We start from the raw sequence: 25,267 nt of genomic DNA, 5'->3' as shown, positions 1-25,267 counted from the left end.
GCGAACCGAAGCTCATTAAAGGGCTGCACAAGCCATGCACCGCTTCGCCAATCCTGCCCGTTTCCTGAAGATTGCCAAACCCGCCACGGCGTGGCTGCTGGGGATCGGCCTCGTGCTGAGCGCGATCGGGATCGTCGGAGCCCTGTTCCTGATGCCGCCCGATTACCTGCAAGGCGAAACGGCGCGGATCCTTCACATCCATGTGCCGGCCGCGTGGCTCGGTATGGGCGGGTGGACGGGAATTGCGATCGCGTCGGCGATGCAGATCGTCTGGCGCCATCCGCTCGCCGGCGTCGCCGCCCGCGCGATTGCTCCCGCGGGCGCGATGTTCGCCTTTCTCTGCCTCGCCACCGGTTCGATCTGGGGCCGCCCGACCTGGGGGACGTGGTGGGAATGGGACGGGCGCCTGACCTCGATGCTGGTGCTGTTTTTCCTTTACTGCGGCTACATGGCGCTGGCCGCGGCCGAAAAGGAGCGGGGGCCCGACGGCCGCGCCGCGCCCGTGTTCGGGCTGGTCGGAGCGGTCAACATTCCGATCATCCATTTCTCCGTCCAATGGTGGAACACGCTGCACCAGGGCGAAAGCATCCAGCTCACCGGCACCACCATCGCCCCGGAAATCCTCTGGCCCTTGTTCTTCACCCTGTTCGGCTTTTCGGCCCTGTTCGGCGCGATCGTGCTGCTCAGGATGCGGACCGAGCTTGCCGCGACCAAGATCGAAGCGCGTCTGCGCCGGACGGCATCGGCATGAACCAGTGGGCCTTCGTGATCGCTGCCTACGCGGTGTTTCTGATCGGCGTCGGCGGGCTGCTGGCCTGGTCGTTGCTCACCTGCCGGTCGGCCGAGGACCAAGCCGAGAAGCTGAGCCGCCGGAAATGACCCTCGCCCCCAAGCACCAGAGGCTGGTGCTGGTCCTGCTGGCCGTCGCGGCCCTGATCGGCGCCGTGATGCTGGCGATGTGGGGCCTGTCCGACCGCGCCGCTTATTTCCGCACCCCGCAGGACGTCGCCGCGGGCCGGGCCGAGGTCGGCGTGCCGCTGCGCCTTGGCGGCATGGTCGAGAAAGGCTCGATCCAGCGCATGCCCGACGGCGTCAGCGTCGCCTTCGTGCTGACCGACGGCGTCGGCCGGGTGCCGGTCACCTTCACCGGTATCGTCCCCGACCTGTTCAAGGAGAACAGCGGCGCCATCGCCGAGGGACAACTCGGCCGTGACGGCACCTTTGCCGCGACCAACATCCTCGCCAAGCATGACGAGCGCTACATGCCGCCACAGATGGGCAATCAGGCGGCGGAGATGATGACGCGGGAAACGGTGAAGTGATCGCCGAAGCGGGCCTGGCCGCGCTGTGGCTCGCCTTCTCGCTCGCCTTGCTGCAATTCGGGCTGGCGGTCGCGGGCAATCGGCTGGGCGACTTGAAGACGCTGGTCGCACCCGTAGCGGTGGCGCAAGGCATCCTGACCCTGCTCGCCTTTGCGATGCTGATCTGGCTGTTTATCCGCACCGACCTCAGCGTCCAATTGGTCGCCGCCAACAGCCACAGCGCCAAGCCCTTCATCTACCGCTTCTCGGGCGCGTGGGGGAATCACGAAGGCTCGATGCTGCTGTGGGTCACCGTGCTGTCGGCCGCGGGCGCGTTGCTGGCCCTGGTCGAGCGCCGCCTGCCCGAACGCAGCCTTCGCGCGACGCTCGGCGCGCAGGCGCTGCTCGCGCTCGGCTTCTTCGGCTTTCTGCTGATCGCCTCAAATCCCTTCACCCGTCTCAACCCCGCGCCGGCGCAGGGGCAGGGCCTCAACCCCTTGCTGCAGGACCCCGGCCTCGCCTTCCATCCGCCGACGCTCTATCTCGGCTATGTGGGCTTAAGCGTCGCGTTCAGCCTAGCGGTCGGCGCGCTGATCACCCGTGAAGTGGGCCCGGCGATGGCCCGCGCGATGCGGCCGTGGGTGCTGGGCGCCTGGGTGCTGCTCACCATCGGCATCGTCGCGGGCAGCTACTGGGCTTATTATGAGCTCGGGTGGGGCGGCTGGTGGTTCTGGGACCCGGTCGAGAATGCCTCGCTGATGCCGTGGCTCGCCGCCACCGCCTTGCTTCATTCGATCAACGTGCTGGCCGCGCGCGGCTCGCTGCGGGCCTGGACCGTGATGCTGGCGGTGGTCGCTTTCTCGATGTCGATGATCGGCACGTTCCTGGTCCGTTCGGGCATCCTCACCAGCGTCCACAGCTTCGCGGTCGATCCGACCCGCGGCAGCTTCATCCTCGGCTTGCTGATCTTCTACACCGGCGGCGCGCTGTTGCTGTTCGCGCTGCGCATCGCCTCGGTCCGCGAAGGTGCGCGATTCGATCCGGTCAGCCGCGAGGGCGCGCTGGTCGCGAACAACCTCATCCTCTCGGTCATCCTGGGCACCGTGTTCGTTGGCACGCTCTATCCGGTCGCGGTGGAAGCGTTTTCGGGCGAGAAGATTTCGGTCGGCCCGCCCTATTTCAACGCGGTGACCGGCCCCCTGGTGCTGATCCTCGCCGCACTGCTGTTCATCGGGCCGCTGCTTCGCTGGCGGCGAGACACGCGGCCGAACCTCCGCCGCATCGCGGTGCCGGCGATCGTCACCGCCATCGCTTTTGCGCTGACCTTTGTCGCTCCGGCGATGAACCTGCTCCCGCGCCTCGGCCTCGCCTTCGCCGCCGGGCTGGCGACCGCGAGTTTCCTCCCGCTCGTCGGGCGCGATCTCCGCCGCACGCCGCTCACCATCTGGGGCATGGTCGTCAGCCACCTCGGGATCGCAGTCGCGATGATCGGCGCAGCGTCCGACGCGTCGCTGACCCGCGAAACACTTGCCGCCGCGCGGATTGGCGACGTGCTGACCGTCGGCCCTTGGCAAGTCCGATTCAACGGGGTCGACCCGGTCGCCGGCCCCAACTGGACCGCCATCGAAGGCCATCTGGTCGCGACCCGCGGCAACACCGCGATCCGTATGGACCCGCAAAGCCGCTTCTTCAGCTCGCCCCCGACCGAAACCAACGAAGCGGCAATCGCGACCCGTCTGGACGGCCAGCTCTACACCGTGATCGGCAAGCGCGAAGGCGACCGCTGGCAGCTCCGCTTATGGTGGAAGCCGATGGTGACCTTCATCTGGCTCGGCGGCGCGCTGATCGCGCTCGGCGGCCTGCTCGCCCTGATTGGCCGCCTTCGCCGTGAACGCGGGCGTCCGCTGCCGCTTGCCGAGGCGCGGTCATGAGCCGTCGCGCCTGGCTGCTCCTGCCGCTGCTGCTGTTCGTCGGCTTCGTTGCCGCCGCAGCCTGGCGTCTGAGCGCACCGCCCGACACCTCGATCCGCTCGCGCATGGTCGGACGCGAAGTCCCGACCTTTGCGGCGGCGCCCTTACTGCCGGGCCGCCCCGGTCTCGCCAGCAGCGATCTCGGCCAAGGCAAGCCGCGGCTGGTCAATTTCTTCGCCAGCTGGTGCGTGCCCTGCATCGCCGAAGCGCCCGTGCTGCTCGACCTTCAAAAGCGCGGGGTCGTCATCGACGCCATCGCGCTGCGCGACGATCCCGCCGACGTGCGCAAATTCCTTGCCGACAATGGTGATCCTTTCGTCGCGCTCGGCAGCGATCCGGTCGGCGAAGCCCAGATCGCCTTCGGCTCGTCGGGCGTGCCCGAAAGCTTCATCGTCGATGCCAAAGGCGTCATCCGTTACCAGCATATCGGCCCGATCACGCCCGAGCAGATCGGCGAAGTGATGGCCGAATGGGAAAAGGCGCAATGAGTTGGCGTCTCGCCCTCGCGGCGCTCGCCTTGCTCGGCGCCACGGCGGCCAGCGCCGATTCAAACCGCCCACCCGCGCCCTATGCCTACAAGCAGCTCGCCGACCCCGCGAAGGAAGCCGAAGCGACCGAGCTCATGACCGAGCTTCGCTGCCTCGTCTGCCAGGGGCAGTCCATCCACGACAGCGATGCCGAAATGGCTGGCGACATGCGCCATCTCGTCCGCACCCGCATCGAAGCCGGCGAAAGCCCCGACCAGGTGAGAACCTTCCTGATCGACCGTTACGGTAGCTGGGTGAGCTATCAGCCACGGCTCGACCGCCAGACCTTTGTCTTGTGGCTTGCGCCACTGGTGCTGCTGCTCGCCGGCGGGTTCCTGGTGCTGCGCCGAATGAAGAGGCGTCGCTAATGGGCTGGTTGTGGTTGTTCCTCCTGCTCGCCGCCACCGCCGCTGGTCTGTGGGTCGCAGGCAGACTGCGTGGCGCGGCGTTGCAGGTCACTCTCGCGGCACTGATGCTGGGCGCGGCAGGCTATGCGCTGCAAGGGGAGCCCGATCTCCCCGGCGCACCGCGCGAAGGCGTGCTCAGCCGCCCGGCGCTGCCGCTGACCGAAGCGCGTCAAGCGATGCTCGGACGCTTTACAGCAGGCGAACGCTACCTGCTGATCGCCGACAGCTTCGCTCGCCGCGGGAACACGACCGAGGAACTCGGCGCGATCCGCGCGGGGCTCAAAGCCTATCCCGACAATCTGGCGCTGAAGATCGGCCTTGCTAACGCGCTGGTCGATCATGCGCAGATGATGACCCCCGCCGCCGAACTCGCGTTCGAGCGGGCACGCCAAGCAGCGCCGAAACATCCGGCGCCCTTGTTCTTCGAAGGATTGGCCCGCGCCCGGTCGGGCGATCTCGAGCGCGGACTACAGTTGTTCCGTTCCGCGCTCACGCTGACGCCCGAAGGCACCAGCTACCGCCCGATGATCGAGCAGGGCGTCACGCTGGTCAGCAACACGCTGGCCGAGCAACAGGCGGGGCCGAGCCCGCCTGCGGGGCAGGGGACACCGCCGCCCGCCCCGCAAGATCCGCTGCCTTAATCGCCGCGGCCGGTTTCTTCCTGAAGCGCGTCGATCTTCTTCGACGCTTCGGCCTTGCTCAGTTCGGGATCAAATTCCTCGCCGGCTTCCTCGCTCAGTGTCTGGAGATAGGAGGCCTGCGCCCCGGTCATCGGCTCGCCGCCGGTGGTCCAGTGATCGGGATCTTTGACCGCGTTTCCGGTCGGATGGGCCTTGGGATCGGTATCGGGGGTCGTCGCCATTCTTCTCGCCTTCTCAAGCAATTGAGTTAGCTGAAGAACGACGACGTTCCGTTTATGTTCCGCCCAGATTAAACCGGCACGAATTCAAGATCGAGCGCTTCGGCCACCGCCTGATGGCGGATCTTGCCGCCACTGACGTTGAGGCCGTTGGCAAGGTGCGGGTCGTCCGCCATCGCCGCCTCGGCGCCTAGGTTCGCAAGCTTCAGCGCGAAGGGCAGGGTCGCGTTGTTGAGTGCGAACGCGCTGGTTCGCGCGACTGCGCCTGGCATGTTGGCGACGCAATAATGGATCACGCCGTCGATCTCGTAGACCGGATCGGCATGGGTGGTCGCGTGGCTGGTTTCGAAGCAGCCGCCCTGGTCGATCGCGATGTCGACCAGCACCGACCCGCGCTTCATCGTCTTCAGCATCTCGCGGCTGACGAGCTTGGGCGCCGCGGCCCCCGGGACCAGCACCGCGCCGATCACCAGCTCGGCCTCTTCGACCGCATGGGCGATCGCGGCGCGGCTGGCGTAAGCGGTCTTGATTTGGCTGCCGAAGAACATGTCGAGTTCGGCCAGGCGCTCGTTCGAAATGTCGTAGATAGTGACGTCGGCGCGCATGCCGACCGCCATCTGCGCCGCGTTGACGCCGCTGACACCGCCGCCGAGAATCGCGACCTTGGCCGGCGCCACGCCCGGAACGCCGCCGAGCAGCACGCCGCGGCCGCCCTGCGCCTTTTCGAGATAATGCGCACCGACCTGGATGCTGAGTCGTCCGGCGACTTCGCTCATCGGCTTCAACAGCGGCAGCGCGCCCGAGCGCGAGGTCACCGTCTCATACGCGATACAGGTCGCGCCCGACTTCATCAGCCCTTCGGCCTGCGGCTTGTCGGCGGCGAGGTGGAGGTAGGTGAACAGCAGGTGATGCGGCTTGATCATCGCGATCTCGCCCGGCTGCGGCTCCTTCACCTTGACGATCATCTCGGCCGTGTCGAACACCGACGCGGCGTCGGGCAGGATGGTCGCGCCGGCCCGCACATAAGCGGCGTCCGGGCAGTCGATACCCATGCCGGCACCGGTTTCGACGAACAGCTCGTGACCCGCCGCGACCAGCTCCTTGACCGAAGCGGGGGTAAGGCCGACACGATATTCGTGGTTCTTGATTTCCTTGGGCACGCCGACGCGCATGAAACGATCGCCTTCTCGAGAGTTGAGCTAAGGTGGTTTCGCGCGCCTATAGCCTTGAAATGAGCCGATGCACCAGCCGATTGCGAGCGACCCCGCGCGCTGCTAGGGCCCGCGCCCGATGAACGTCACCGCTGAAGGCGCTGCCCAGCCCGCCGACCCGGCGGTGACCGAGGACAGCCATGGCCACCACGTACAAGGATCGCTCGCCAAGCTGATGCTCGGCGCGGCCGGAGTCGTGTTCGGCGACATCGGCACGTCGCCCATCTACGCCTTCCGCGAAACCTTTGCCGGGCATCACACGCTCGAACCCGACCAGCTGCACATCTTCGGCGTGCTCAGCCTGATATTTTGGTCGATGATGATCATCGTGACGCTGAAATACGTCACCATCATCATGCGCGCCGATAATAAGGGTGAGGGCGGCAGCCTCGCCCTGCTGGCGCTGATCAATCGCTCTACCAGCACCACCCGCCGCTGGACCGGCGGGATCGTCATGCTGGGCGTGTTCGCGACCGCCCTGTTCTACGGCGACAGCATGATCACCCCGGCGATTTCCGTCCTGTCGGCGGTCGAGGGGCTGACTACGGTCAACAGCGCGTTCGAGCCCTACGTCATCCCGATCTGTATCGGCATTCTGGTTGGGCTATTCATGATCCAGAGCCGGGGAACGGCCAAGGTCGGCAACCTGTTCGGTCCGGTGATGATCGTTTATTTCGTGACCCTCGCGGTGCTGGGCTCGATCCATCTCGTCAGCGCGCCGGGCCTGCTGCTGCAGATGCTCAACCCGCTGAACGCGCTTTACTTCTACTATCAGGAGCCGCTGCCCGCCTTCATTGCCATGGGCTCGGTCGTGCTGGCGGTGACTGGGGCGGAAGCGCTGTATGCCGACATGGGACATTTCGGGCGCCGCCCAATTCGCTACGCCTGGATTTTCGTCATCGTCGCTCTGCTGCTGAATTACCTCGGCCAAGGCGCGATGCTGCTTCAGCAGACGCCGGAGCAGGCTCGCGAATTGGTCAAGAACCCGTTCTTCTTCCTCGCGCCGGAAAGCCTCCGCCTGCCGCTGGTCCTGCTCGCCACCTGCGCCACGGTGATCGCTAGTCAGGCGGTCATTACCGGCGCCTTTTCGGTGACACAGCAAGCGATCCAGCTCGGCTTCATCCCGCGCCTGCGCATCCTGCAGACCAGCGAAACCGCTAAGGGCCAGATCTACATCCCGGTGGTGAACTGGGCGCTGATGGTGGCGGTGGTGCTGCTGGTGGTGAGCTTCGGCAGCTCGTCCAACCTCGCGGCGGCCTATGGCATCGCGGTGACCGGGGCGATGTTCATCGACACCGTGCTGCTGGCGGTGGTGTTCTTCTACCTGTGGAAGTGGCCGGCGTGGAAAGCAGTCCCGCTGCTCGCTATCTTCTTCCTCGTTGATGTCCTCTATTTCGGTGCCAACCTCCTCAAGGTTCCTGACGGCGGCTGGGTGCCGCTGGTGGTCGGCGTGATCGGCTTTACCCTGCTCACCACCTGGGCCAAGGGGCGCAAGCTGATGATGGACCGGATGGCCGAGGCGAGCCTGCCGATGGAAGTGTTCGTCAAATCCGCCGCCGGAAGCGCCACGCGAGTCCCCGGCACCGCGGTCTTTATGACCTCCAGTGCCAAGGGCGTGCCCCATGCGCTGCTCCATAACCTCAAGCACAACAAGGTGCTGCACGAGCGGGTGATGCTGCTGACGGTGCGGATCGAGGACGTGCCCAACGTCCCCGAAGAACGCCGGCTGGAAACGCAGGATTATAGCGAGGGCTTTTTCCGGGTCATCCTGCGCTACGGCTTCATGGACGAAATGAACGTCCCCGACGATCTCGGCAAATTGCGCGATTGCGGGCCGATCTGCCGGATGATGGACACCAGCTTCTTCCTCGCGCGCCAGACCCTGATCTCCACCGCTCGGCCGGGCATGGCGGGTTGGCGCGAGCGGCTGTTCGCCTGGATGCTGCGCAATTCGGAAAGCGCGATGGAATTCTTCAAGCTGCCGCCCAACCGCGTGGTGGAGCTGGGCAGCCAGGTCGAGATCTAGCTTGGGGGTGGGCTGAAGGGCAGGGGGCGCAACTTTGCTTGGCCCTCCGGCATTGGCGGCACATGGATCAAACCGCCTCATGGATCGCGACCGCCGCGACCATCATCGCCGCCTGTTTCACCGCCTCCAATCTTGGCAGCCGGATCACCGGGATCGGCTTTATCATCTTCACGATCGGCTCGATCGCCTGGTTCACCACCGGTATTCTGACGGGACAGCCGGCCTTGATCTGGACCAATGCCGTCATGACGCTACTCAACCTGTTCGGCGTCTATCGCTGGCTGGGGCGGCAGGCGAAGCTTGAAACCGGCGCCGAAAAGGCGGCGGAAGAAAGCGCCGCGGCGCCGGGAGAGAACCTGTTTCCCGCCTCCAGCCTCACCGCTTCGCGCCTGCTCGGGCGCGGCGGCGAGCCGCTCGGCAACACGGTGGACGCGATGCTGAGCTGCCAGGGCGGCACGCTGCGCTACCTGGTCGTCGCGCAAGGCGGCGTCGCGGGCGTGGGCGAGACTTTCCGCCGGGTCGACTGGCATTATGCCGGGGTGCAGGACGGCGCGGTGAAAACCGACATGTCTCCGGCCGATTTCGAGGCCTTGCCGCAAATCGAGAAAGACAGGTGGACCGGTCGATGAGCGGCGCACTGATCGTCACCGCGGCGCTGGGGCCCGAAGACTTCGCCTGGCTCGACGGCCAGCGCCGCGCTTATTTCCCGCCCGAGCGCAATCAGCTCGCCGCGCATCTCACCATGTTCCACGCGCTTCCGCCGAGCGCCGAGACCGAGGCGGCGAGGGTGCTTGCCCGCGAAGCGGCAGCGTCGCCCCCTGTGGCAAAGGTCGCCGGCCTGATGAACCTCGGCCGCGGAGTCGCGTACCGGATCGTGTCGGACGACCTCGAAGCAATTCGCCGTGCGGTCGCCGAGCATTTTCACGGTTTTCTCACCGCGCAGGATTCGCAGGGCTGGCGGCCGCATGTCACCGTGATGAACAAGGCCGAGCCGGCCGCCGCCAAGGCGGTCCTGCGCGAACTGGAAGCCAGGTTCACCCCGCGCCCTCTCAGGATCGCGGGCCTCGAACTCCACCGCTATTTGGGCGGCCCGTGGGAGCGTATCGGCCGATGGAGCTTCCGCGGCTAAGCCGCCGCAGACTTGAAGTGTAGGGTTTGCGAGCGTAACGAACCAGATCGGTTTGCAAGAGCCGAAGGTTCCGGAATGTTGCAGAACTTGCGCAAACCGGAACCTTCGGAACTTTCGCGAGGCCCCTCAGCTGAGGTCGCCGACCCCGTCGCAGCTTAGCTCGAACGCGGCCATGCCCGATTCCAGCACGCTCGCCAGCATCGGCATTTCGAGGAACTGGTCGACCACGTCGCCGCTCCGAATTTCGTCGGTGGCTTCGGAGATGGCCTCATCCCAGTCGGACGCGTCGTAGGTGCCCTGGCCGACCCAGCAGAAGGCGAGCAGTTCGGCCTGCTGGTCCTCGGCCAGATCATCGATCGCGGCGCGAAGTTCTTCCTCGACCCCGTCGTTGACGTCGTCGTCCAGCACCGACAGCGCTTCGCCGTCCTCGCCGTCGATATTTTCTGCATCCTCGCCCTCGTCGTAGTCCGACGGGACCTGGGCTTCATATTCCTTGGCGCGCAGGATGATCCGGCACAGGGTATCGAGCGGCGTCAGCGGGTCCATCTTGATTGATCTCCTTTGCGCGCTCAACCCTGTGCCACACCGGCGGTTCCTTGGCGTTGACCAGGAACAAACCCCGACGTATAGGCCCGCCCGCCATCACGGCACCCCGAGAGGGGCGGAGTAGCTCAGCTGGTTAGAGCAGCGGAATCATAATCCGCGTGTCGGGGGTTCAAGTCCCTCCTCCGCTACCATTCGAAGTGCTGGCGACGGCGAACACAAACCCCGCATGGGAAGCATCATAACCCGGTGCGTGCTGCCGTAAGGCCGCATGTTCCCGCTTCCCAGAGGATCAACCGGAAGGAATTATCCCTATGGCGAGCACGCTCGTCTCGATGCAGCAGCTGCTTGAAGCTGGCGCTCACTTCGGTCACCAGACCCACCGCTGGAACCCGCGCATGAAGCCGTACATCTTCGGCGATCGCAACGGCGTTCACATCATCGATCTCTCGCAGAGCGTTCCGCTGTTTGCTCGCGCCCTCGACTTCGTGCAGCAGACCGTCGCCCGCGGCGGCAAGGTCCTGTTCGTCGGCACCAAGCGCCAGGCGCAGGACGCCGTCGCCGAAGCCGCCGGCCGTTCGGGCCAGCACTTCGTCAACCATCGCTGGCTCGGCGGCATGCTGACCAACTGGAAGACCATCTCGAACTCGATCAAGCGCCTGAAGAGCCTCGAAGAGCAGCTCTCCGGCGACACTGCGGGCCTGACCAAGAAGGAAGTCCTTCAACTGACCCGCGAGCGCGACAAGCTCGAAAAGAGCCTTGGCGGCATTCGTGACATGGGCGGCCTGCCCGACGTCATGTTCGTGATCGACACCAACAAGGAAGAGCTGGCGATCAAGGAAGCCAACGTCCTTGGCATCCCCGTTGTCGCGATCCTCGATTCGAACTCGAACCCCGAAGGCATCGCCTTCCCGGTTCCGGGCAACGACGACGCCAGCCGCGCGATCCGGCTTTATGCCGACGCCGTGGCCGAGGCCTCGACCTCGGGCAAGACCGGCAATCAGCAGCGCCAGGGCGTCGACATCGGCGCGATGGCCGAGCCGCCGGCGGAAGCCGCGCTGGAGGCGTAAGCTTCTTTCTCGCCCAGCGAGAACCTGCGGTGGAGGGTTGTCACACCAGTGACGCTCTCCGCCGCTTTCACATTTCTCCCCCAGCCTCTCCCGTCAGCGGGAGGGGAGTAAAAGGAATTCGCACATGGCTGACATCACGGCCGCAATGGTCAAGGAACTGCGCGAGCGCTCGGGCGCCGGCATGATGGACTGCAAGAAGGCGCTTGCCGAGAACAACGGCGATATCGAACAGTCGATCGATTGGCTGCGCGCCAAGGGCCTCGCTTCGGCAGGCAAGAAGGCCGGCCGCACTGCCGCCGAAGGTCTCGTCGGCGTTGCCGTCGAAGGCACCAAGGGCGTGGTCGTCGAGGTCAACTCGGAAACCGACTTCGTCGCCAAGAACGAGCAGTTCCAGAACTTCGTCCGTGACGTCACCAAGCTCGCGCTGGACGGCAATGGCGACGTCGAGGCGCTCAAGGGCCAGACCATGCCGTCGGGCAAGTCGGTCGACGAAGCGCTGACCGAGAACATCGCCACCATCGGCGAGAACCAGAACCTGCGCCGCGCCAAGATGCTCAGCGTCGATGACGGTGCGGTCGTGGCCTATGTCCACAATGCCGCCGCGCCTGGCATGGGCAAGATCGGCGTGCTCGTCGCGCTTGCCGGCGATGCCCCGGCCGACAAGCTCGAAAGCCTCGGCAAGCAGATCGCCATGCACATCGCCGCGGCTAACCCGCTGGCGCTGACCGGCGACGATATCGACCCGGCCGTGATCGAGCGTGAAGCCGCGATCGCGCGTGAAAAGAATGCCGACAAGATTGCCGGCAAGCCCGCCGACATCGCCGAAAAGATCCTCAAGGGCCCGGTCGACAAGTTCCGCAAGGAAAGCGCCCTCCTGACCCAGGCAGTGGTGTTCGACGGCAAGACCCCGGTGCAGGATTATGTCTCGGCGGAAGCCAAGGCGGCTGGCGGTTCGGCGACCATCGTCGACTTCGTCCGCTTCCAGCTCGGCGAAGGCATCGAGAAGCAGCAGAGCGATTTCGCTGCCGAAGTTGCCGCCGCGTCGGGCGTCAAGCAGGGTTAACTCCAAGCGCCGGCCCGGTATGACGGGTTGGCAAGCGGGCGGCGGCGCTTATAGAAGCGCTGCCGCCCGTTTCACATCCGAAAGACACCCAACGCCCATGGCCCGCCGCTTCAACCGCATTCTCCTGAAGCTGTCGGGCGAGGCGTTGATGGGGCCCGGCCAGTTCGGCATCGACCAGGAAACGGTCGCCGCCATGGCGTCGGAGGTAAAGGCCGCCAAGGATGCCGGCTTTGAACTGTGCCTGGTGATCGGCGGCGGCAACATCTTCCGCGGCATGGCCGGCGCCGCCAAGGGCATGGACCGGGCGCAGGCCGATTACATGGGCATGCTGGCGACCGTGATGAACGCGCTCGCGGTGCAGAATGCGCTGGAGCAGATCGGCGTCGACACCCGCGTGCAAAGCGCGATCAAGATGGACCAAGTGTGCGAACCCGTCATCCGTCGCCGTGCCGAGCGTCATCTCGCCAAGGGGCGGGTGGTGATCTTCGCCGCCGGCGTCGGCTCGCCTTATTTCACCACCGACACCGGCGCCGCGCTGCGCGCCGCCGAGATGAAGTGCAACGCCCTGTTCAAGGGCACCAGCGTCGACGGCGTGTATTCGGCCGATCCGAAGAAGGTGAAGGACGCCAAGCGCTTCGACACCATCGGCTTCGACCGGGTGCTTGCCGAGGACCTCAAGATCATGGACGCGGCCGCGGTCGCGCTGTGCCGTGACAACGATATTCCAATTGTCGTCTTCAACGTCCGCCAGCCCGGCAACCTTGCCAAGGTGCTTGCGGGCGAGGGCGTGGCGACGATCGTTCAGGACCAGGAGGAACGTTAAGATGCCAGCCTATGATAAGGCCGATGTGAAGCGCCGCATGGCGGGGTCGGTGGACGCGCTCAAGAGCGATCTGGGTGGACTTCGCACCGGGCGCGCGTCAACCGCGCTGCTCGATCCGATCCAGGTCGAGGTTTACGGCGCCAAGATGCCGCTGAACCAAGTCGCGACCGTCTCGGTCCCCGAGCCGCGGATGATCTCGGTGCAGGTGTGGGACAAGTCCAACCTCAACGCGGTGGAAAAGGCGATCCGTTCGGGCGGGCTCGGCATCAACCCGATCACCGATGGACAGATGATCCGGCTGCCGATCCCCGACATGACCGAGGAGCGCCGCAAGGAGCTTGCCAAGCTGGTCAGCCAATATGCCGAAAAGGCCCGTATCGCCGCGCGTAACGTGCGCCGGGACGCGATGGACGCGCTGAAGACCGACGAGAAGAAAAAGGAAATCAGCGAGGACGAGCACAAGAAGCTCGACACCGAGGTCCAGAAGATCACCGACGACACGATCAAGGAAATCGATGCCGCGGCGCAGGCCAAGGAAAAGGAAATCCTCGGCAAGTGAGTTCGACCACCCCGCCGGTGCCGAGCGATGTCGAGGCACGCGCTCCCTCGGCCACGCTCGGGACCGGCGAGGGCGCGGTTCCTCGCCACGTCGCCATCATCATGGACGGCAATGGCCGCTGGGCCACCCGGCGTTCGCTGCCCCGTGTCGCCGGCCACCGCGCCGGCGCGGAAGCGGTGCGCCGGACCATGCAGGCGGCGGTCGATAGCGGCGTCGAGGTTCTGACGCTCTACGCCTTCTCGAGCGAGAACTGGCGGCGCTCGGAAGATGAGGTCAGCGACCTCAAGGGCCTGATGCGCTTTTATCTCGAGCGCGAGCTTGGCACGCTGCAGAAGGAAAAGGTTCGGCTCAAGCTGATCGGTGAGCCGGCGGCGTTCGGGAACGAGCTCTACGACCGGCTTCAACAAGCGGTCGAGGAAACCCGCGACAACGACCGGCTAACGCTGGTCGTGGCGCTCAACTACGGCAGCCAAGCCGAGTTGGTCGGGGCGGCAAAGGCGCTGGCCCGCGGCGTGCGCGACGGGTCGGTCGATCCCGAGAGCATCGACATCGCGGCGATCGAAGACCTTCTGCACACTCGCGATCTGCCGCCGCTCGATCTCCTGATTCGCACCAGCGGCGAAGTGCGGCTGTCGAATTTCCTCCTGTGGCAGGCAGCCTATGCCGAACTGCACTTCGTCGACACCTTGTGGCCGGACTTCGACGAAGCCGCTTTCAATGCGGCGCTGGGTGAATTTGCGCGCAGGCAGCGGCGGTTCGGCGGTCGATGAGCGAGATCGCGCTTCGCTCGATTACCGGCGTGCTGCTGGTCCTGACGGCGCTGACCGCCGAATGGGTGGGGGGCACTGCCTTCGCCGTTCTCGTGGCGGCCGCTGCGACCGCCATCTATTACGAATGGGCCAAGATGGTCCGCGGCTGGGGGCTGGCCTGGCACCTTGGCGGCTTTGCCTTTGCCCTCCTGCCGGCCCTTTCGCTGTTGTGGGTACGCGAACGGGCAGGGGTGCCCGCGGGGAGCCAGGGGTTCGAGCTGGTGCTGTGGGCGTTTATTGTCACCTGGAGCGCCGACATCGGGGCCTTCTTCACGGGTCGAACCTTTGGCGGGCCCAAGCTTGCGCCGACGATCAGCCCCAACAAGACCATTTCGGGCCTAATCGGCGGTCTCATTACCGCGACCCTGCTTGGCGGCATCTGGGCCCAGAGCCAGGGGCTGCACTGGGTCTGGCTGCTGCTGGCACCGATCTTTGCTTTTGCCGCCGCGCTGGGTGACCTGTTCGAAAGCTGCATGAAGCGCCGGGCCGGGGTCAAGGACAGCGGCCGTATCCTGCCCGGACACGGCGGCGTGTTCGACCGTCTCGACGGTTTGGTCCCGGTGGCGGTGCTGACCGCGTTCGGCGTGATGGCGGGCCTCGGCTGATGAAGCGGGTCGCCATTCTCGGCGCGACCGGCTCGATCGGAACTTCGACGCTGGACCTTGTCGAAGCGGCGCATGACCGCTTCGATGTTACCGCAGTCACCGCTGCCAGCAATGTCGCTGAGCTTGCCGCCATTGCCCGCCGCACGCACGCTTCGCTGGCGGTCATTGCGGACGAAAGCCGGCTGGGCGACCTCCAGACGGCTCTGTCCGGAACCAATATCCAGGCGGCGGCGGGCGGGAGCGCGCTGGCCGAGGCGGCGGTGTCGGCTGACCTGATCGTCGCCGCGATCGTCGGCACAGCGGGGCTTGCGCCGGTGATGGCCGCCGTTCGTGCCGGTCTGAGGATCGGCCTTGCCAATAAGGAAGCGTTGGTTTCCGCCGGCGCGCTGATGATCGATGAAGCCAGCCGCTCCGGCGCGATTCTGCTACCGATCGACAGCGAACACAATGCGATCTTTCAATGCCTTGCGGGCCAGGATTGCGATCATGTCGCACGCCTTATCTTGACCGCCAGTGGCGGCCCGTTCCGGACCTGGTCGGCCGATGACATGGCCCGCGCCACGCCGGCGCAGGCGGTCGCGCACCCCAATTGGTCGATGGGCGCCAAGATCAGCGTCGACAGCGCGACGATGATGAACAAGGGGCTCGAGCTGATCGAGGCGCACCACCTGTTCGCCTTGCCCGAAGAGCGGATCGACATCGTCGTCCACCCGCAATCGGTCATTCACAGCCTGGTCGAATATGCCGACGGCTCGATGCTGGCGCAGCTTGGCAGCCCCGACATGCGGGTGCCGATCGGGCATGTTCTCGCCTGGCCCGAGCGAATGGCGACCAGGGCCCGCCGCCTCAACCTGCTCGAGATTGCCCGGCTTGATTTCGAGGCGCCCGATACGGTTCGCTTCCCCGCGCTTCGGCTTGCCCGCGAGGCCCTTCGCCGCGGCGGCGCGGCGCCGCTGACGCTCAATGCCGCCAACGAAGTGGCAGTCGAAGCCTTCCTGGCCGGCGCCATTCATTTCGGCGACATCGCGGCGACGGTAGAGGATCAACTGGCACGGCTGGACCAGCCGCTACCCGGTTCGATCGACGAGGTGCTTGCGCTCGATGCAGAGGTTCGGCGAACGACGCGGGAACGCCTTAAGGTGGAGGCGCACTGATGCTTGAAACGCCGCCGATGTGGTTTCTCGCGCTGGCGTTTCTGGGCGCGATCGGTCCGCTCGTCTTTATCCACGAGTACGGCCACTACATCGTCGGCCGCTGGTTCGGCATCGGTGCGGAAACCTTTTCGATCGGGTTCGGCCGCGAAGTCGCCGGCTGGACCGACAAGCGGGGCACGCGGTGGAAGATCGGCTGGTTGCCGCTCGGCGGCTACGTCCGCTTCACCGGCGACATGAACCCGGCGAGCATGGGCCAGAACCTCGACCGACTTAGCCCCGAGCTTCGCGCCCGCAGCTTTCATGCCAAGCCGGTGTGGCAGCGCGCCTTGGTCGTCTTCGCAGGCCCGGCGGCCAATTTTCTTCTCGCCATCTTGATCTTCGCCGCCTTTATCGCCGCCAACGGCGCACCACGCACACCGGCGATCGTCGCCTCGGTGCTTCCCGGGTCGCCTGCCGCCCAGATCGGGCTGCAGCGCGGCGATCGCATCGTCGGGATCGACGATAAGGAAGTTCGCCGCTTCGACGACCTTGCCGATTATAGCCGCCTGCGCCCGAACGAGGACGTGCTGCTGACGATCGAGCGGCAGGGCCGGACCTTCACCGCGTCTACCCGCCTCGCCGAAGTGCGGGAGGCCGACCGGTTCGGTCAGACCTACCGCGTCGGCCGCTTGGGTGTCGCCACCGGGCAGCGGGTGTTCGAGCCCGTGCCGGCCTGGCTGCTGGTGCCCGAAGCGGTCGGAATCACCGCCTCGACTATCGAGAATACGGCGGTGGGCCTGTGGCAGATCATCACCGGTCGAAGGCCGCTTGAAGAGCTGGGCGGCCCGATCAAGATGGCGCAGGTCGCCGGCCAGGTCGCGAGCATCGGCTGGTTCGAATTCGTCCAGCTGATCGCCTTTTTCTCGATAAACCTCGGGTTCATCAACCTGCTGCCAGTTCCCATGCTCGACGGGGGTCATCTGGCGCTCTACGCGGTTGAGGCGACACGTCGCCGACCGCTTGGGGCCCGGGCGCAGGAGTGGCTGTTTCGCGGCGGGTTCGCCGCCCTCATGACCTTGATGCTGGTGGCGACCCTCAACGACCTGGCGTCGGTGGGCCTGTGGCAGACATTGGGGCGATTGTTGGGCTAAGCCCGTGTTGAACAATGTGGGTTGGCGCGGCAGGGGCCCGCGTCTAGTAGCGTCGCGGGCAATTTCAGGTGCCGATAGGCGTCACCCATGTCACCTAAACGCAGGTGGGGACAAGATTACGTGAGTTCGAAAGGCGACAAGGCTTTGATCAATCGCATGAGGGCGACGCTCCTGCTTGGCACCATTGTTGGTGGCTGGGCTTCACCCGTGCTCGCCCAGCAGGCCGCGGCGCCGGCTCCGGTGGCAGCGACCACCGCGCAGCCCGCTCCGGCAACGACGGCTCCGGCCGCGCCTGCGGCGCAGCAACGCACCATCCGTTCCATCTCGGTCCAGGGCGCCCAGCGTCTTGAGGCCGACACGGTGCGGTCCTACGCCGGGCTTAACCCGGGCGACACCTACGACGCCGAAAAGCTCGATACCGCGATCAAGGCGCTGTACGAGACCGAACTGTTCGCCGACGCTCAGATCCAGGGTGCCGACACCGGCAACATCGTGCTGGTGGTGCGCGAGAACCCGGTCATCAATCGCATCGTGCTTGAAGGCAACAAGCGGATCAAGGACGACAAGATCCTGCCCGAGATCCGGCTTGCGCCGCGGCAGATCTTCACCCGCACCAAGGCGCGCAGCGACGTCGAGCGGATCATCGAGCTCTACAAGCGCCAGGGCCGCTTCGCAGCGCGGGTCGAGCCCAAGGTCGTCACGCTCGACCAGAACCGCGTCGACCTCGTGTTCGAGATCACCGAGGGCGACAAGTCCAAGGTCCGCGCGATTAACATCATCGGCAACGAGCAGTTCGACGATGGGCGTCTGCGCAAAGAGATGTTCACTCGCGAGAGCGGCGGCTTTCTGGGCTTTCTCAAGTCCAACGACAGCTACGATCCGGACCGGCTCGCGGCGGACCAGCAGAAGCTGCGCGCTTTCTACCTGACGCAGGGGTATGCCGATTTCCGCGTGGTCTCGGCGCTGGCCGAACTGACGCCCGACCGCCGCGACTTCGTGATCACTTACGTGGTCGAGGAAGGGAAGCGCTACAAGTTCGGCGACATTACCGCCGAATCCGAACTGCGCGATTTCAAGCCCGAGCTGATCGTCGCACTTGCGGGCGTAAAGAAAGGCGATTGGTTCAACGCCAAGGCGGTCGAAGACGCGGTCACCCGCATGAACGAGGCGGCGGGTCTGCTCGGCTATGCTTTCACCGAGATCGATCCCAATTACGAGCGTAACGCCGAGACCCAGACCATGGGGATCGCGTTCCGGGTCGGCGAGACCCCGCGCACCTATGTCGATCGCATCAACGTCAGCGGCAACACCGGCACGCGCGACAAGGTCGTCCGCCGCGAATTCCGCGTCAACGAGGGCGACGCCTTCAACACCGTCAAGGTGAAGCGCAGCCAGGACCGCATCCAGAGCCTCGGCTATTTCCAGGAAAAGCTGGAAATCAAGCAGGAGCAGGTTGCGCCCGACCGGGTGGCGCTGAACGTCGAGGTCGAGGAAAAGCCGACCGGGCAGCTCCAGCTGTCGGCGGGCTATTCGAGCCTCGAGCGCTTCATTCTCGCCGCGAGCATCGAACAGAACAACTTCCGCGGCATGGGCCAGTCTCTGTCCGCGGGCATCAACTATTCGCGTTATTCGAAGTCGGTCCAGTTGGGCTTCACCGAGCCCTATCTGTTCGACAAGCAGATCCTGCTTGGCGGCCAGATCTATCGCCGCGATTTCAACAGCTTCAACTTCATCGGCAACGAGCGCAACCGGACCTACAGCCAGATCCAGACCGGCGCCGGCCTGTCGCTGGGTTTCCCGGTCAACGAGTTTATCAACTTCGGCACTCGCTACACGCTGAACTTCGATAACATCACGCTCGCCAACCGGCCCGAATTCTTCACCAACGGGCAGTGCGATCCGCTCAAGGCGGGGCAATATCTGTGCGATGAAATCGGCAAGCGGACGACCTCGTCGATCGGCTACAGCGCGGTGTTCGACAACACCAACGGCATCCGCGCAACGCAGGGCCAGCGGCTGTCGTTCAGTCAGGATTTCGCCGGCTTGGGCGGCGACGTGCGCTACATCCGCTCGCGCGCGGAGGGCACCAAATATTGGGGCCTCGGGCGCGGCTTCGTCCTCTCGGCGCGTGCCGAGGGCGGCTACATCCACCCGCTTCAGAACGCCAAACGTGAAGGGCTCGATCCGATCCGGATCTCCGACCGCTTCTTCACGCCGCAGCTGCGCGGGTTCGACATTCGTGGCATCGGCCCGCGGATCCGCCGCACCAGCTATTCGGAAGATGCCAGCGCGCTGCTGGGCGAAGAAGGCCAGATTACCGACGCGCTCGGCGGGCGGGCCTATTACATGGGCCGCCTCGAACTCGAAATTCCGCTCGGCGCGGGCGCGCGCAATCTCGGCTTGCGGCCGTCAGCGTTCGTGGACGTCGGCTCCTTGTTCAAGTTGCGGACGCCCAATCTTCTCAACCTGCCGGGCACCTGTTTCTACGTCGCCAGCGCAGAGAACGTGACCGCGCCTGCTGCGCAGGTGCTGGCCGTCGGCCAGACCAGGGCGAACTGCGCCGCCGCGCCGACCGGAACGGTGCTGAATTTCCAGCCCGGCTACCGCGAGGAGTTCCTCGGCAACAGCGCCAAACCGCGCCTGGCGGTCGGTATCGGCGTCAATTGGACTTCGCCGTTCGGTCCGCTCCGCATCGATCTCGCCAAGGCCCTGCTGACGCAGGACGGCGACGATCCCAAGCTCTTTTCATTCAACGTAGGGACTGCATTCTGATGACCAACAAGCTTCTTCTTGGCCTCCTGACGGCAGCTGCCGTTACGTCGCCGGCTGCCGCCCAGAACCGTCTTCCGGCGGCGGTGGTCGCGGTGGTCGATTCGGGCCGCATCTATGCGGAATGCACCGCCTGCCGCGCGGCGCTGACCCAGCTGCAGAGCCAGGCCACCGCGCTTCAGACCCGCCAGCAGGCCTTGGCAGCTCCGATCCAGACCGAAGGTCAGGCGATCGAAGCCGCGATCAACGCCCTTCCGGCCGCTCAGAAGCAGAACCCGCCCGCCGCCCTGCAGCAGCGCGTCCAGCGCTGGCAGCAGTCGCAGCAGACGGCGCAGACCGAGCTGCAGGGGCTTCAGACCCGTCTGCAGTCGACCCAGGCGCACGTTCGCCAGCAGATCGACGCGCGCCTCGGCCCGATCATCAATCAGGCGATGACCGCGCGCGGCGCCAACATCGCCGTCGACACCGACGCGACGCTGGCTCGTTCGAATTCGGTCGACATCACCAACGACGTCCTGGCCGCGCTCAATACGCAGGTGCCGTCGGTCAGCGTGACCCCGCTGCCGCAGCAGGCCCAGCCGGCACAGCAGCGCCCGGCGGGCCGCTAAGCCATGAGCGAGGGGGTGGGCGCCGCCGAGGCCGTCACGCGGGATATCCGCCAGGTCATGGCGGCGCTGCCCCATCGCTATCCAATGCTGCTCGTCGACCGGGTTTCCGAACTCGTGATCGACGAGCGCATCACCGCCATCAAGGCGGTGACGATCAACGAGAGCTTTTTCCAGGGGCATTTCCCCGGCCGTCCGATCATGCCGGGCGTGCTGATCGTCGAAGCGCTGGCGCAGGCCGCCGGCGTACTGGCGGTGGAAAGCCTTGGCCTCGCGGGGTCGGGCAAGCTCGTCTATTTCATGGCCATCGACGGGGCGAAATTCCGCACCCCGGTCGAGCCGGGCTGCCTGCTCGAACTGAAGGTCAGCTTTGTTCAGAAGCGGTCCAGCGTTTGCAAATTCGCGGGGCAGGCCTTTGTCGACGGCAAGCTTGCCGCCGAAGCCAATTTCACGGCGATGATCGCCGATCCGCCGAAGGCCTGAGCGCCCAGCCGGTCGACGCCGGCTCTACTTCGAACACCGATGCGAACTCCGGCGAGGCGAGCAGCTTTGCCGGCGGCAGATCCGCGACCAGTCGGCCGTGGTCGAGCATCCACACGCGGTCGAAGCGGCCGATCAGCGACAGGTCGTGCAGCGCCAGTGCGATGCCGCACCCCTCGCTTGCGATTCCGTCGAGCAGGTCGAGGGTGCGAAGCGCCCACGCAGGATCGAGGTTGGAAAGCGGCTCGTCGAGCAGGAGTAGGCGGGGGCGATCGGCCAGTGCCCGCGCCAGCAGCGCCCTGGCCCGCTCGCCGGTCGACAGGCGATCGATCGGCCGCTCGGCGAGGTCGGTGAGCCGCAGCCGCTTCAGTAGTTGATCGACACGCGCGGGATCGGGCTTGGCCAGCCCAAGGGCAACGACGTCGCGCACGGGGATCGGCCAGCGAACGTCGCGGCTGGCCGGGAGAAAAGCGAGGAGCTTGGCGCGCCGAGCGGGTGGGACGAGCGTCAGCGATTCGCCCTGAATGTAAACCGACGAGGCATCGTCATCGATTCCCGCCAGCGCCCGCAACAGGGTGGTTTTGCCGCTGCCATTGGGACCGATCAGCGCGATCTTTTCACCCGCAAGAATCTCAAGTCTCATCGCCTGCAGGCGGGGCGGGGCGGCGACTTCGGCGCTGAGGAGCGGCGTCATGATGTCATTCTCCCGCGCAGGCCGAGCAGCACCCAGAGAAAGATTGGCGTGCCGATGCTGGCGGTGACGACCCCCAAGGGAATGGTCCGACCGAGCGGGGCGAGCCGAGTCAACAGGTCCGCGGCAACCAGGATCAGGGCACCGATTAGCGCTGCGGGAAGTAGCGCGCGTCCGGGATGCCCCCGGGTCAGGCGCCGCGCGATCACCGGGGCAATCAGGCCGACGAAGCCGACAGCACCGCAGACAGCGACGCACGCGCCGACGGCGACCGCTGAGAGCAGGACCACTTCCTGCCGTAGCCGTTCGGGCTTTATCCCCATCGACGCGGCCACATCCTCGCCAAGCGCCAGCCGGTCGAGCGCAGCCGCGCGGCGAGCAAGCAGGGCGGATGCCAAGAGGGCAGGGATTAAGGCGGCTGCCGCCTGACCGAGGCTCCGGTCGACGAGGCTTCCCATCAGCCAATCGAACGCTTCGTAGAAAGCGAAGGGCGAGGGCGCGAGCGCGAGCGCGAGGCTGGTCAGCGCTCCGGTGGCGAGGCTGATGGCAAGCCCGGCAAGGAGCAGGGTAGCGGCATCCGGCCGCCGTCCCGCCACCGTGAAGAGCAAGACAAGCGCAAGCGCAGCGCCGGTGGCTCCGCTGGCACCCATGGCTAACGGAGAGGCGAAACCAAGGAACGTCGACCCGATCACCGCGCCAAGCGCCGCACCGCTACTTGCGCCGGTGATGTCGGGCGAAGCGAGGGGATTGGCGAACAGGGCCTGCAACGCGGCGCCGGTGAGGCCGAGCACTGCGCCATAGCCAAGTCCGAGCAGCAGGCGCGGAAGACGCAATTCGAGGAGAATCAGTTGCGCGAGGTCCGGCGGTCCTTCGAGCGGGGCGAGCGGCAGGAGCAGGGCAGCAGCGCACAGGGCCACGGGCAGCGGTAGAAGGAGCGGGGCAAAGCGCTTCACCGCGCCGCCCTCTTGGCTCTCAGTCTGGTGACTTCGGCGAACATGGGTAGTCCGCCGCAGGTCCAGGCGCGGCCATCGGTGGTCAGCGTGCGCGGCGCGAGGCGGGTCACCAACGGATGCTTGAGCCACGCCGTCCCCCGACTCACCTGCTCAGCGCGATAGTCGCTGCGGATCAACCATTTGGGCGGCTTTGTTGCCAGCGCCTCCAAGTTGAAACGGCCGTTCGGCAGCGCTGGTTGACGAAAGCCGGCGAGGGCGAGCCAAGAGGCGCCAAGCCCTTGCGGCGACAGGCTGACCCCGCCGCCGCCGAGGAAAGCGCCCTCTTCGAGACGAGGCCTTGTGGCCTCCAGTTGCGCCAACTGCCGCCGGTAGGGGAGCGCGGCTGAGGAGCGCCTCAAAAGAGCGGCAACCTGCGAGGCTTGCGCGACGACTTCCGCCGGGGTCGTGGGATAGGCGAGTTCGATCAGGCGCGCTCCGAAATGCCGCGCCAATGTCTGTCGCGCTCCGCCCGCGCCGCCCATCGTCAAGATGAGCTGCGGGCGTAGCGCGATCACGCTTTCGAGCTTGCCGTCGTTCGCCGGGTGCCTCCGCGCCACCCGCCACAGCGCCGTTTCGTACGGCGAATGGCTAAGGTGGCTGACCGAGACGATCTGCTGCGGCTGGCCAAGCAGCAGCAGCAGCTCGTCGGTGCAGAGGTTGAGCGAGGCGACCCGAAGCGCCGCGTCAGCGGCCTGCGCCAAGGCGGATGCCGGCAAAGACGCTTCTCCCTTCTGCGCGATAGCCGACGACATCGACGACGCGGGTGTCGAAGGCGTTGGCGACCCGGCCGAACAGCTCGACCGTGGGCGCGACCCGGTAAGCGACCCGCGCGCTGCCGAGCCAGTAGGACCCAAGCCGCACCAGCGGGGCTGGAAACAGGTCGAAGTCGCGATCGAGCCGGGCGCCGGTGTAGCTCAGGGCCGCGCCGTAACTGAAGCGTCCGAGCGCGCCGTCGGCGGCGACCGATCCGCTGTGACGCGGGCGGCGAAGCTCGCGCCCGGCGGGTTCCGAGGCGTCGAGATAGGCGTAGGTGGCCGACAGGTTGAACCGCTCGCCGCCGCTCCAGCCGGCTTCCAGCTCCACGCCCTCACGCTTGCTGCGGCCGCGGGCGTTGACAGCCGAGAGGAAGTCGGCGCTGGCGACGATCTCGTCGCGCAGATGCTGGCGATAAACGGTGACCGCGCCGCGCCACGGCCCGGTAACGGCGCGCAGCGATAGTTCACCGCCCCGGCTGCGCTCGGGCTTTAGCTCGGGATTGCCGACATAGCTGCCGGGGAAAAAGCCGTAGAGATCGAAAAAGGTCGGCTGTGCGATGCCTTCGCCCCAGCTACCCGCCAGCTGCACGCCGCCGCCGAGCGTGACGAAAGCGCCGGCACGAAAGGTCGTGGCGTCTCGAAACTCGCTAAAGGCGTCGTGGCGGAGGGCGAGTGTCGCGATCAGCGGGCCCGTTTCGCCGCGATATTCGGCCGTCACCGCCGACTGATCGCGCTTGCGGCGCTGGTTGCTGAAGCCGCCATAGACGGTGTCGGACGCGGTGAAGCGCTCACCGGTCCATTCGCCGGCGACCGTGACGCGGTGCGCGGTACCGATCTGACGAGCGACGTCGGCGCTTAGCGTGTCGCGGCGGCCGCTTGTCCGGTTCTGCTCGACGTCGGCAAGGAGGTTGCGGTTGCGCGAGCCGAGCCGCGAGGCGCTGAGCGACAGGGTCCAGCCATTCTCCTCGTACCGTCCGCCGAGACGTCCGGCCGCAAGCCGGTTGCGGCTGCTGTCGGCGGTGTCCGCTCGCTGAAAGGTCGCCGGGTCCGATCCATCGAATTCGCTTCGGGCAGCGATGCCGAAGCCGGAGGCGGTCAGGGTCAACGGTCCGGTCACCCTGTCCAGCCGGCCGCGCAGCACTGCGTTGCGATAACCGTCGCGGTCACCAAGACCGCCGGCAAAGGCGTTGATCCCGCGCGCGCCCTGCACGCCAGCACCGATGCCAACGGTAAGGTCGCCGGCGCGATAGCCTGCCGATCCGCCGACCCGGGCGAACCGGTGGCTGCCTGCTTCGGCAGTGGCGGAGGCGCCGTCACGCGGCTGCGCGCTCAAGGCAATCACCCCGCCGATCGCCTCGCTTCCCCAAAGCGCCGATTGCGGCCCGCGAACTATCTCGATGCGGTCGGCGAGGTCGGCCGAGAGCAGCTCGAAGCGCGGCTCGTTGCCCGCGGCGGGATCGTTGGCGCGGATGCCATCGATGAACAGCAGGGTGTGATTAGCCTCTGCGCCGCGCAAACGCACCTGGCTTTGCGAGCCGGCAGGACCGGCGACCGCCAGGCTGGCGGACGGGGTCAGGCGGAGCAGGCTGGCAAGCAGCGGTTCGCCCTGACGCTCAACCGTCACCGGCGCGATCAGGCTGATGCTGGCAGGCGATTTGTCACGTTTTTCGCCGCCACGAGCGGCAGTGACGACGATGGTTTCCGCCGCCACGGGCGGAGGAGGAAGGTCAGATAAAAACAATGAGATACTCCCGACAACTTGATACGTTTCGCAAGTCGTCGCGGAGGC

Annotated in this window: 28 protein-coding genes and 1 tRNA gene; 22 read left to right on the top strand and 7 right to left on the bottom strand. The window is 66.2% G+C overall.

Features of this window, described 5'->3' with window-relative positions; translation table 11 throughout:
- The first annotated feature begins 34 nt into the window (after nucleotides 1–34).
- The 7 genes from ccmC to V6R86_RS10415 are packed head-to-tail and all read left to right on the top strand — an operon-like array spanning nucleotide 35 to nucleotide 4,846.
- Nucleotides 35–751 carry a heme ABC transporter permease CcmC gene (ccmC, locus tag V6R86_RS10445; RefSeq protein WP_338504370.1) on the top strand — a complete coding sequence of 239 codons (717 nt, stop codon included), beginning with the start codon at nucleotides 35–37 and terminating at the stop codon, nucleotides 749–751.
- Complete coding sequence (gene ccmD, locus V6R86_RS10440; protein ID WP_338504368.1) at nucleotides 748–879, top strand: heme exporter protein CcmD; 132 nt, start codon at nucleotides 748–750, stop codon at nucleotides 877–879. Before ccmC ends, ccmD begins: the two co-directional genes overlap by 4 nt.
- Nucleotides 876–1,322 carry a cytochrome c maturation protein CcmE gene (gene ccmE / locus V6R86_RS10435; RefSeq protein ID WP_338504367.1) on the top strand — a complete coding sequence of 149 codons (447 nt, stop codon included), beginning with the start codon at nucleotides 876–878 and terminating at the stop codon, nucleotides 1,320–1,322. Before ccmD ends, ccmE begins: the two co-directional genes overlap by 4 nt.
- A complete protein-coding gene (locus V6R86_RS10430; RefSeq protein WP_338504366.1) occupies nucleotides 1,319–3,232 on the top strand; it encodes a heme lyase CcmF/NrfE family subunit in 1,914 nt (637 codons plus the stop codon). Before ccmE ends, V6R86_RS10430 begins: the two co-directional genes overlap by 4 nt.
- Nucleotides 3,229–3,759: a DsbE family thiol:disulfide interchange protein gene (locus tag V6R86_RS10425; protein WP_338504365.1), complete on the top strand. Its 531-nt coding sequence runs from the start codon at nucleotides 3,229–3,231 to the stop codon at nucleotides 3,757–3,759. Before V6R86_RS10430 ends, V6R86_RS10425 begins: the two co-directional genes overlap by 4 nt.
- Nucleotides 3,756–4,166 carry a cytochrome c-type biogenesis protein gene (locus V6R86_RS10420; protein ID WP_338504364.1) on the top strand — a complete coding sequence of 137 codons (411 nt, stop codon included), beginning with the start codon at nucleotides 3,756–3,758 and terminating at the stop codon, nucleotides 4,164–4,166. Before V6R86_RS10425 ends, V6R86_RS10420 begins: the two co-directional genes overlap by 4 nt.
- Entirely contained in the window at nucleotides 4,166–4,846 is a 681-nt protein-coding gene (locus V6R86_RS10415) for a cytochrome c biogenesis factor (RefSeq protein WP_338504363.1), read from the top strand. The genes V6R86_RS10420 and V6R86_RS10415 overlap by 1 nt, the downstream gene beginning before the upstream one ends.
- Here V6R86_RS10415 and V6R86_RS10410 read toward each other — a convergent pair.
- Nucleotides 4,843–5,067 (bottom strand): DUF3072 domain-containing protein, encoded by a 225-nt coding sequence (locus V6R86_RS10410; RefSeq protein ID WP_338504362.1) that lies wholly within the window; start codon nucleotides 5,065–5,067, stop codon nucleotides 4,843–4,845. The genes V6R86_RS10415 and V6R86_RS10410 overlap by 4 nt on opposite strands.
- Nucleotides 5,068–5,135: 68 nt before the next feature.
- Nucleotides 5,136–6,236, bottom strand: coding sequence for an alanine dehydrogenase (ald, locus tag V6R86_RS10405; RefSeq protein ID WP_338504361.1), 1,101 nt, complete (start codon nucleotides 6,234–6,236; stop codon nucleotides 5,136–5,138).
- Nucleotides 6,237–6,354: 118 nt separating this feature from the next.
- Between ald and V6R86_RS10400 the strand changes: the two genes are divergently transcribed.
- The 3 genes from V6R86_RS10400 (at nucleotide 6,355) to V6R86_RS10390 (ending at nucleotide 9,430) form a co-directional block, all read left to right on the top strand.
- Entirely contained in the window at nucleotides 6,355–8,301 is a 1,947-nt protein-coding gene (locus V6R86_RS10400; RefSeq protein WP_338504360.1) for a potassium transporter Kup, read from the top strand.
- Nucleotides 8,302–8,363: 62 nt separating this feature from the next.
- Nucleotides 8,364–8,930, top strand: coding sequence for a PRC-barrel domain containing protein (locus tag V6R86_RS10395; protein ID WP_338504359.1), 567 nt, complete (start codon nucleotides 8,364–8,366; stop codon nucleotides 8,928–8,930).
- A complete protein-coding gene (locus tag V6R86_RS10390) occupies nucleotides 8,927–9,430 on the top strand; it encodes a 2'-5' RNA ligase family protein (RefSeq protein WP_338504358.1) in 504 nt (167 codons plus the stop codon). The genes V6R86_RS10395 and V6R86_RS10390 overlap by 4 nt, the downstream gene beginning before the upstream one ends.
- Before the next feature lie 126 nt (nucleotides 9,431–9,556).
- On the opposite strand, the gene V6R86_RS10385 is transcribed toward V6R86_RS10390, so the two are convergent.
- Entirely contained in the window at nucleotides 9,557–9,976 is a 420-nt protein-coding gene (locus V6R86_RS10385) for a DUF3775 domain-containing protein (RefSeq protein ID WP_338504357.1), read from the bottom strand.
- A 114-nt stretch (nucleotides 9,977–10,090) separates the two neighbouring features.
- Here V6R86_RS10385 and V6R86_RS10380 point away from each other — a divergent pair.
- From V6R86_RS10380 to fabZ, 12 genes are all read left to right on the top strand, one after another.
- Nucleotides 10,091–10,167 (top strand) — tRNA-Met (locus V6R86_RS10380).
- A 120-nt stretch (nucleotides 10,168–10,287) separates the two neighbouring features.
- The gene (gene rpsB, locus V6R86_RS10375; RefSeq protein WP_338504356.1) at nucleotides 10,288–11,043 is read left to right on the top strand and encodes a 30S ribosomal protein S2; all 756 of its coding nucleotides are present in this window, start codon (nucleotides 10,288–10,290) and stop codon (nucleotides 11,041–11,043) included.
- A gap of 124 nt (nucleotides 11,044–11,167) precedes the next feature.
- Nucleotides 11,168–12,106, top strand: a complete 939-nt coding sequence (gene tsf, locus V6R86_RS10370) for a translation elongation factor Ts (RefSeq protein ID WP_338504355.1) — start codon at nucleotides 11,168–11,170, stop codon at nucleotides 12,104–12,106.
- A 97-nt stretch (nucleotides 12,107–12,203) separates the two neighbouring features.
- On the top strand, nucleotides 12,204–12,929 hold the full coding sequence (pyrH, locus tag V6R86_RS10365) for a UMP kinase (RefSeq protein ID WP_338504354.1): 726 nt from the start codon (nucleotides 12,204–12,206) through the stop codon (nucleotides 12,927–12,929).
- A 1-nt stretch (nucleotide 12,930) separates the two neighbouring features.
- Nucleotides 12,931–13,488: a ribosome recycling factor gene (gene frr, locus V6R86_RS10360; protein WP_338504352.1), complete on the top strand. Its 558-nt coding sequence runs from the start codon at nucleotides 12,931–12,933 to the stop codon at nucleotides 13,486–13,488.
- Nucleotides 13,489–13,589: 101 nt separating this feature from the next.
- Nucleotides 13,590–14,258 (top strand): polyprenyl diphosphate synthase, encoded by a 669-nt coding sequence (gene uppS, locus V6R86_RS10355; RefSeq protein WP_338505470.1) that lies wholly within the window; start codon nucleotides 13,590–13,592, stop codon nucleotides 14,256–14,258.
- Nucleotides 14,255–14,902, top strand: coding sequence for a phosphatidate cytidylyltransferase (locus V6R86_RS10350; RefSeq protein ID WP_338504350.1), 648 nt, complete (start codon nucleotides 14,255–14,257; stop codon nucleotides 14,900–14,902). The genes uppS and V6R86_RS10350 overlap by 4 nt, the downstream gene beginning before the upstream one ends.
- Nucleotides 14,902–16,056, top strand: coding sequence for a 1-deoxy-D-xylulose-5-phosphate reductoisomerase (locus V6R86_RS10345; protein WP_338504349.1), 1,155 nt, complete (start codon nucleotides 14,902–14,904; stop codon nucleotides 16,054–16,056). The genes V6R86_RS10350 and V6R86_RS10345 overlap by 1 nt, the downstream gene beginning before the upstream one ends.
- Nucleotides 16,056–17,186 carry a M50 family metallopeptidase gene (locus V6R86_RS10340; protein WP_338504348.1) on the top strand — a complete coding sequence of 377 codons (1,131 nt, stop codon included), beginning with the start codon at nucleotides 16,056–16,058 and terminating at the stop codon, nucleotides 17,184–17,186. The genes V6R86_RS10345 and V6R86_RS10340 overlap by 1 nt, the downstream gene beginning before the upstream one ends.
- Nucleotides 17,187–17,342: 156 nt before the next feature.
- On the top strand, nucleotides 17,343–19,958 hold the full coding sequence (gene bamA, locus V6R86_RS10335) for an outer membrane protein assembly factor BamA (RefSeq protein WP_338504347.1): 2,616 nt from the start codon (nucleotides 17,343–17,345) through the stop codon (nucleotides 19,956–19,958).
- On the top strand, nucleotides 19,958–20,563 hold the full coding sequence (locus V6R86_RS10330; RefSeq protein ID WP_338504346.1) for an OmpH family outer membrane protein: 606 nt from the start codon (nucleotides 19,958–19,960) through the stop codon (nucleotides 20,561–20,563). Before bamA ends, V6R86_RS10330 begins: the two co-directional genes overlap by 1 nt.
- Nucleotides 20,564–20,566: 3 nt before the next feature.
- A complete protein-coding gene (fabZ, locus tag V6R86_RS10325) occupies nucleotides 20,567–21,043 on the top strand; it encodes a 3-hydroxyacyl-ACP dehydratase FabZ (protein ID WP_338504344.1) in 477 nt (158 codons plus the stop codon).
- On the opposite strand, the gene V6R86_RS10320 is transcribed toward fabZ, so the two are convergent.
- The 4 genes from V6R86_RS10320 to V6R86_RS10305 are packed head-to-tail and all read right to left on the bottom strand — an operon-like array spanning nucleotide 21,009 to nucleotide 25,219.
- Nucleotides 21,009–21,734 carry an ABC transporter ATP-binding protein gene (locus V6R86_RS10320; RefSeq protein ID WP_338504343.1) on the bottom strand — a complete coding sequence of 242 codons (726 nt, stop codon included), beginning with the start codon at nucleotides 21,732–21,734 and terminating at the stop codon, nucleotides 21,009–21,011. The two genes, fabZ and V6R86_RS10320, sit on opposite strands and share 35 nt — an antisense overlap.
- A complete protein-coding gene (locus V6R86_RS10315) occupies nucleotides 21,731–22,684 on the bottom strand; it encodes a FecCD family ABC transporter permease (RefSeq protein ID WP_338504342.1) in 954 nt (317 codons plus the stop codon). The genes V6R86_RS10320 and V6R86_RS10315 overlap by 4 nt, the downstream gene beginning before the upstream one ends.
- Nucleotides 22,681–23,439 carry an ABC transporter substrate-binding protein gene (locus V6R86_RS10310; RefSeq protein WP_338504340.1) on the bottom strand — a complete coding sequence of 253 codons (759 nt, stop codon included), beginning with the start codon at nucleotides 23,437–23,439 and terminating at the stop codon, nucleotides 22,681–22,683. The genes V6R86_RS10315 and V6R86_RS10310 overlap by 4 nt, the downstream gene beginning before the upstream one ends.
- Entirely contained in the window at nucleotides 23,408–25,219 is a 1,812-nt protein-coding gene (locus tag V6R86_RS10305; RefSeq protein ID WP_338504339.1) for a TonB-dependent receptor domain-containing protein, read from the bottom strand. Before V6R86_RS10305 ends, V6R86_RS10310 begins: the two co-directional genes overlap by 32 nt.
- Nucleotides 25,220–25,267: the final 48 nt, after the last annotated feature.

The organism is Sphingomonas kaistensis, assembly GCF_036884275.1.
Taxonomy (GTDB): Bacteria; Pseudomonadota; Alphaproteobacteria; order Sphingomonadales; family Sphingomonadaceae; genus Sphingomicrobium; species Sphingomicrobium kaistense_A.
This window is presented reverse-complemented; position numbering and strand designations above follow the sequence as displayed.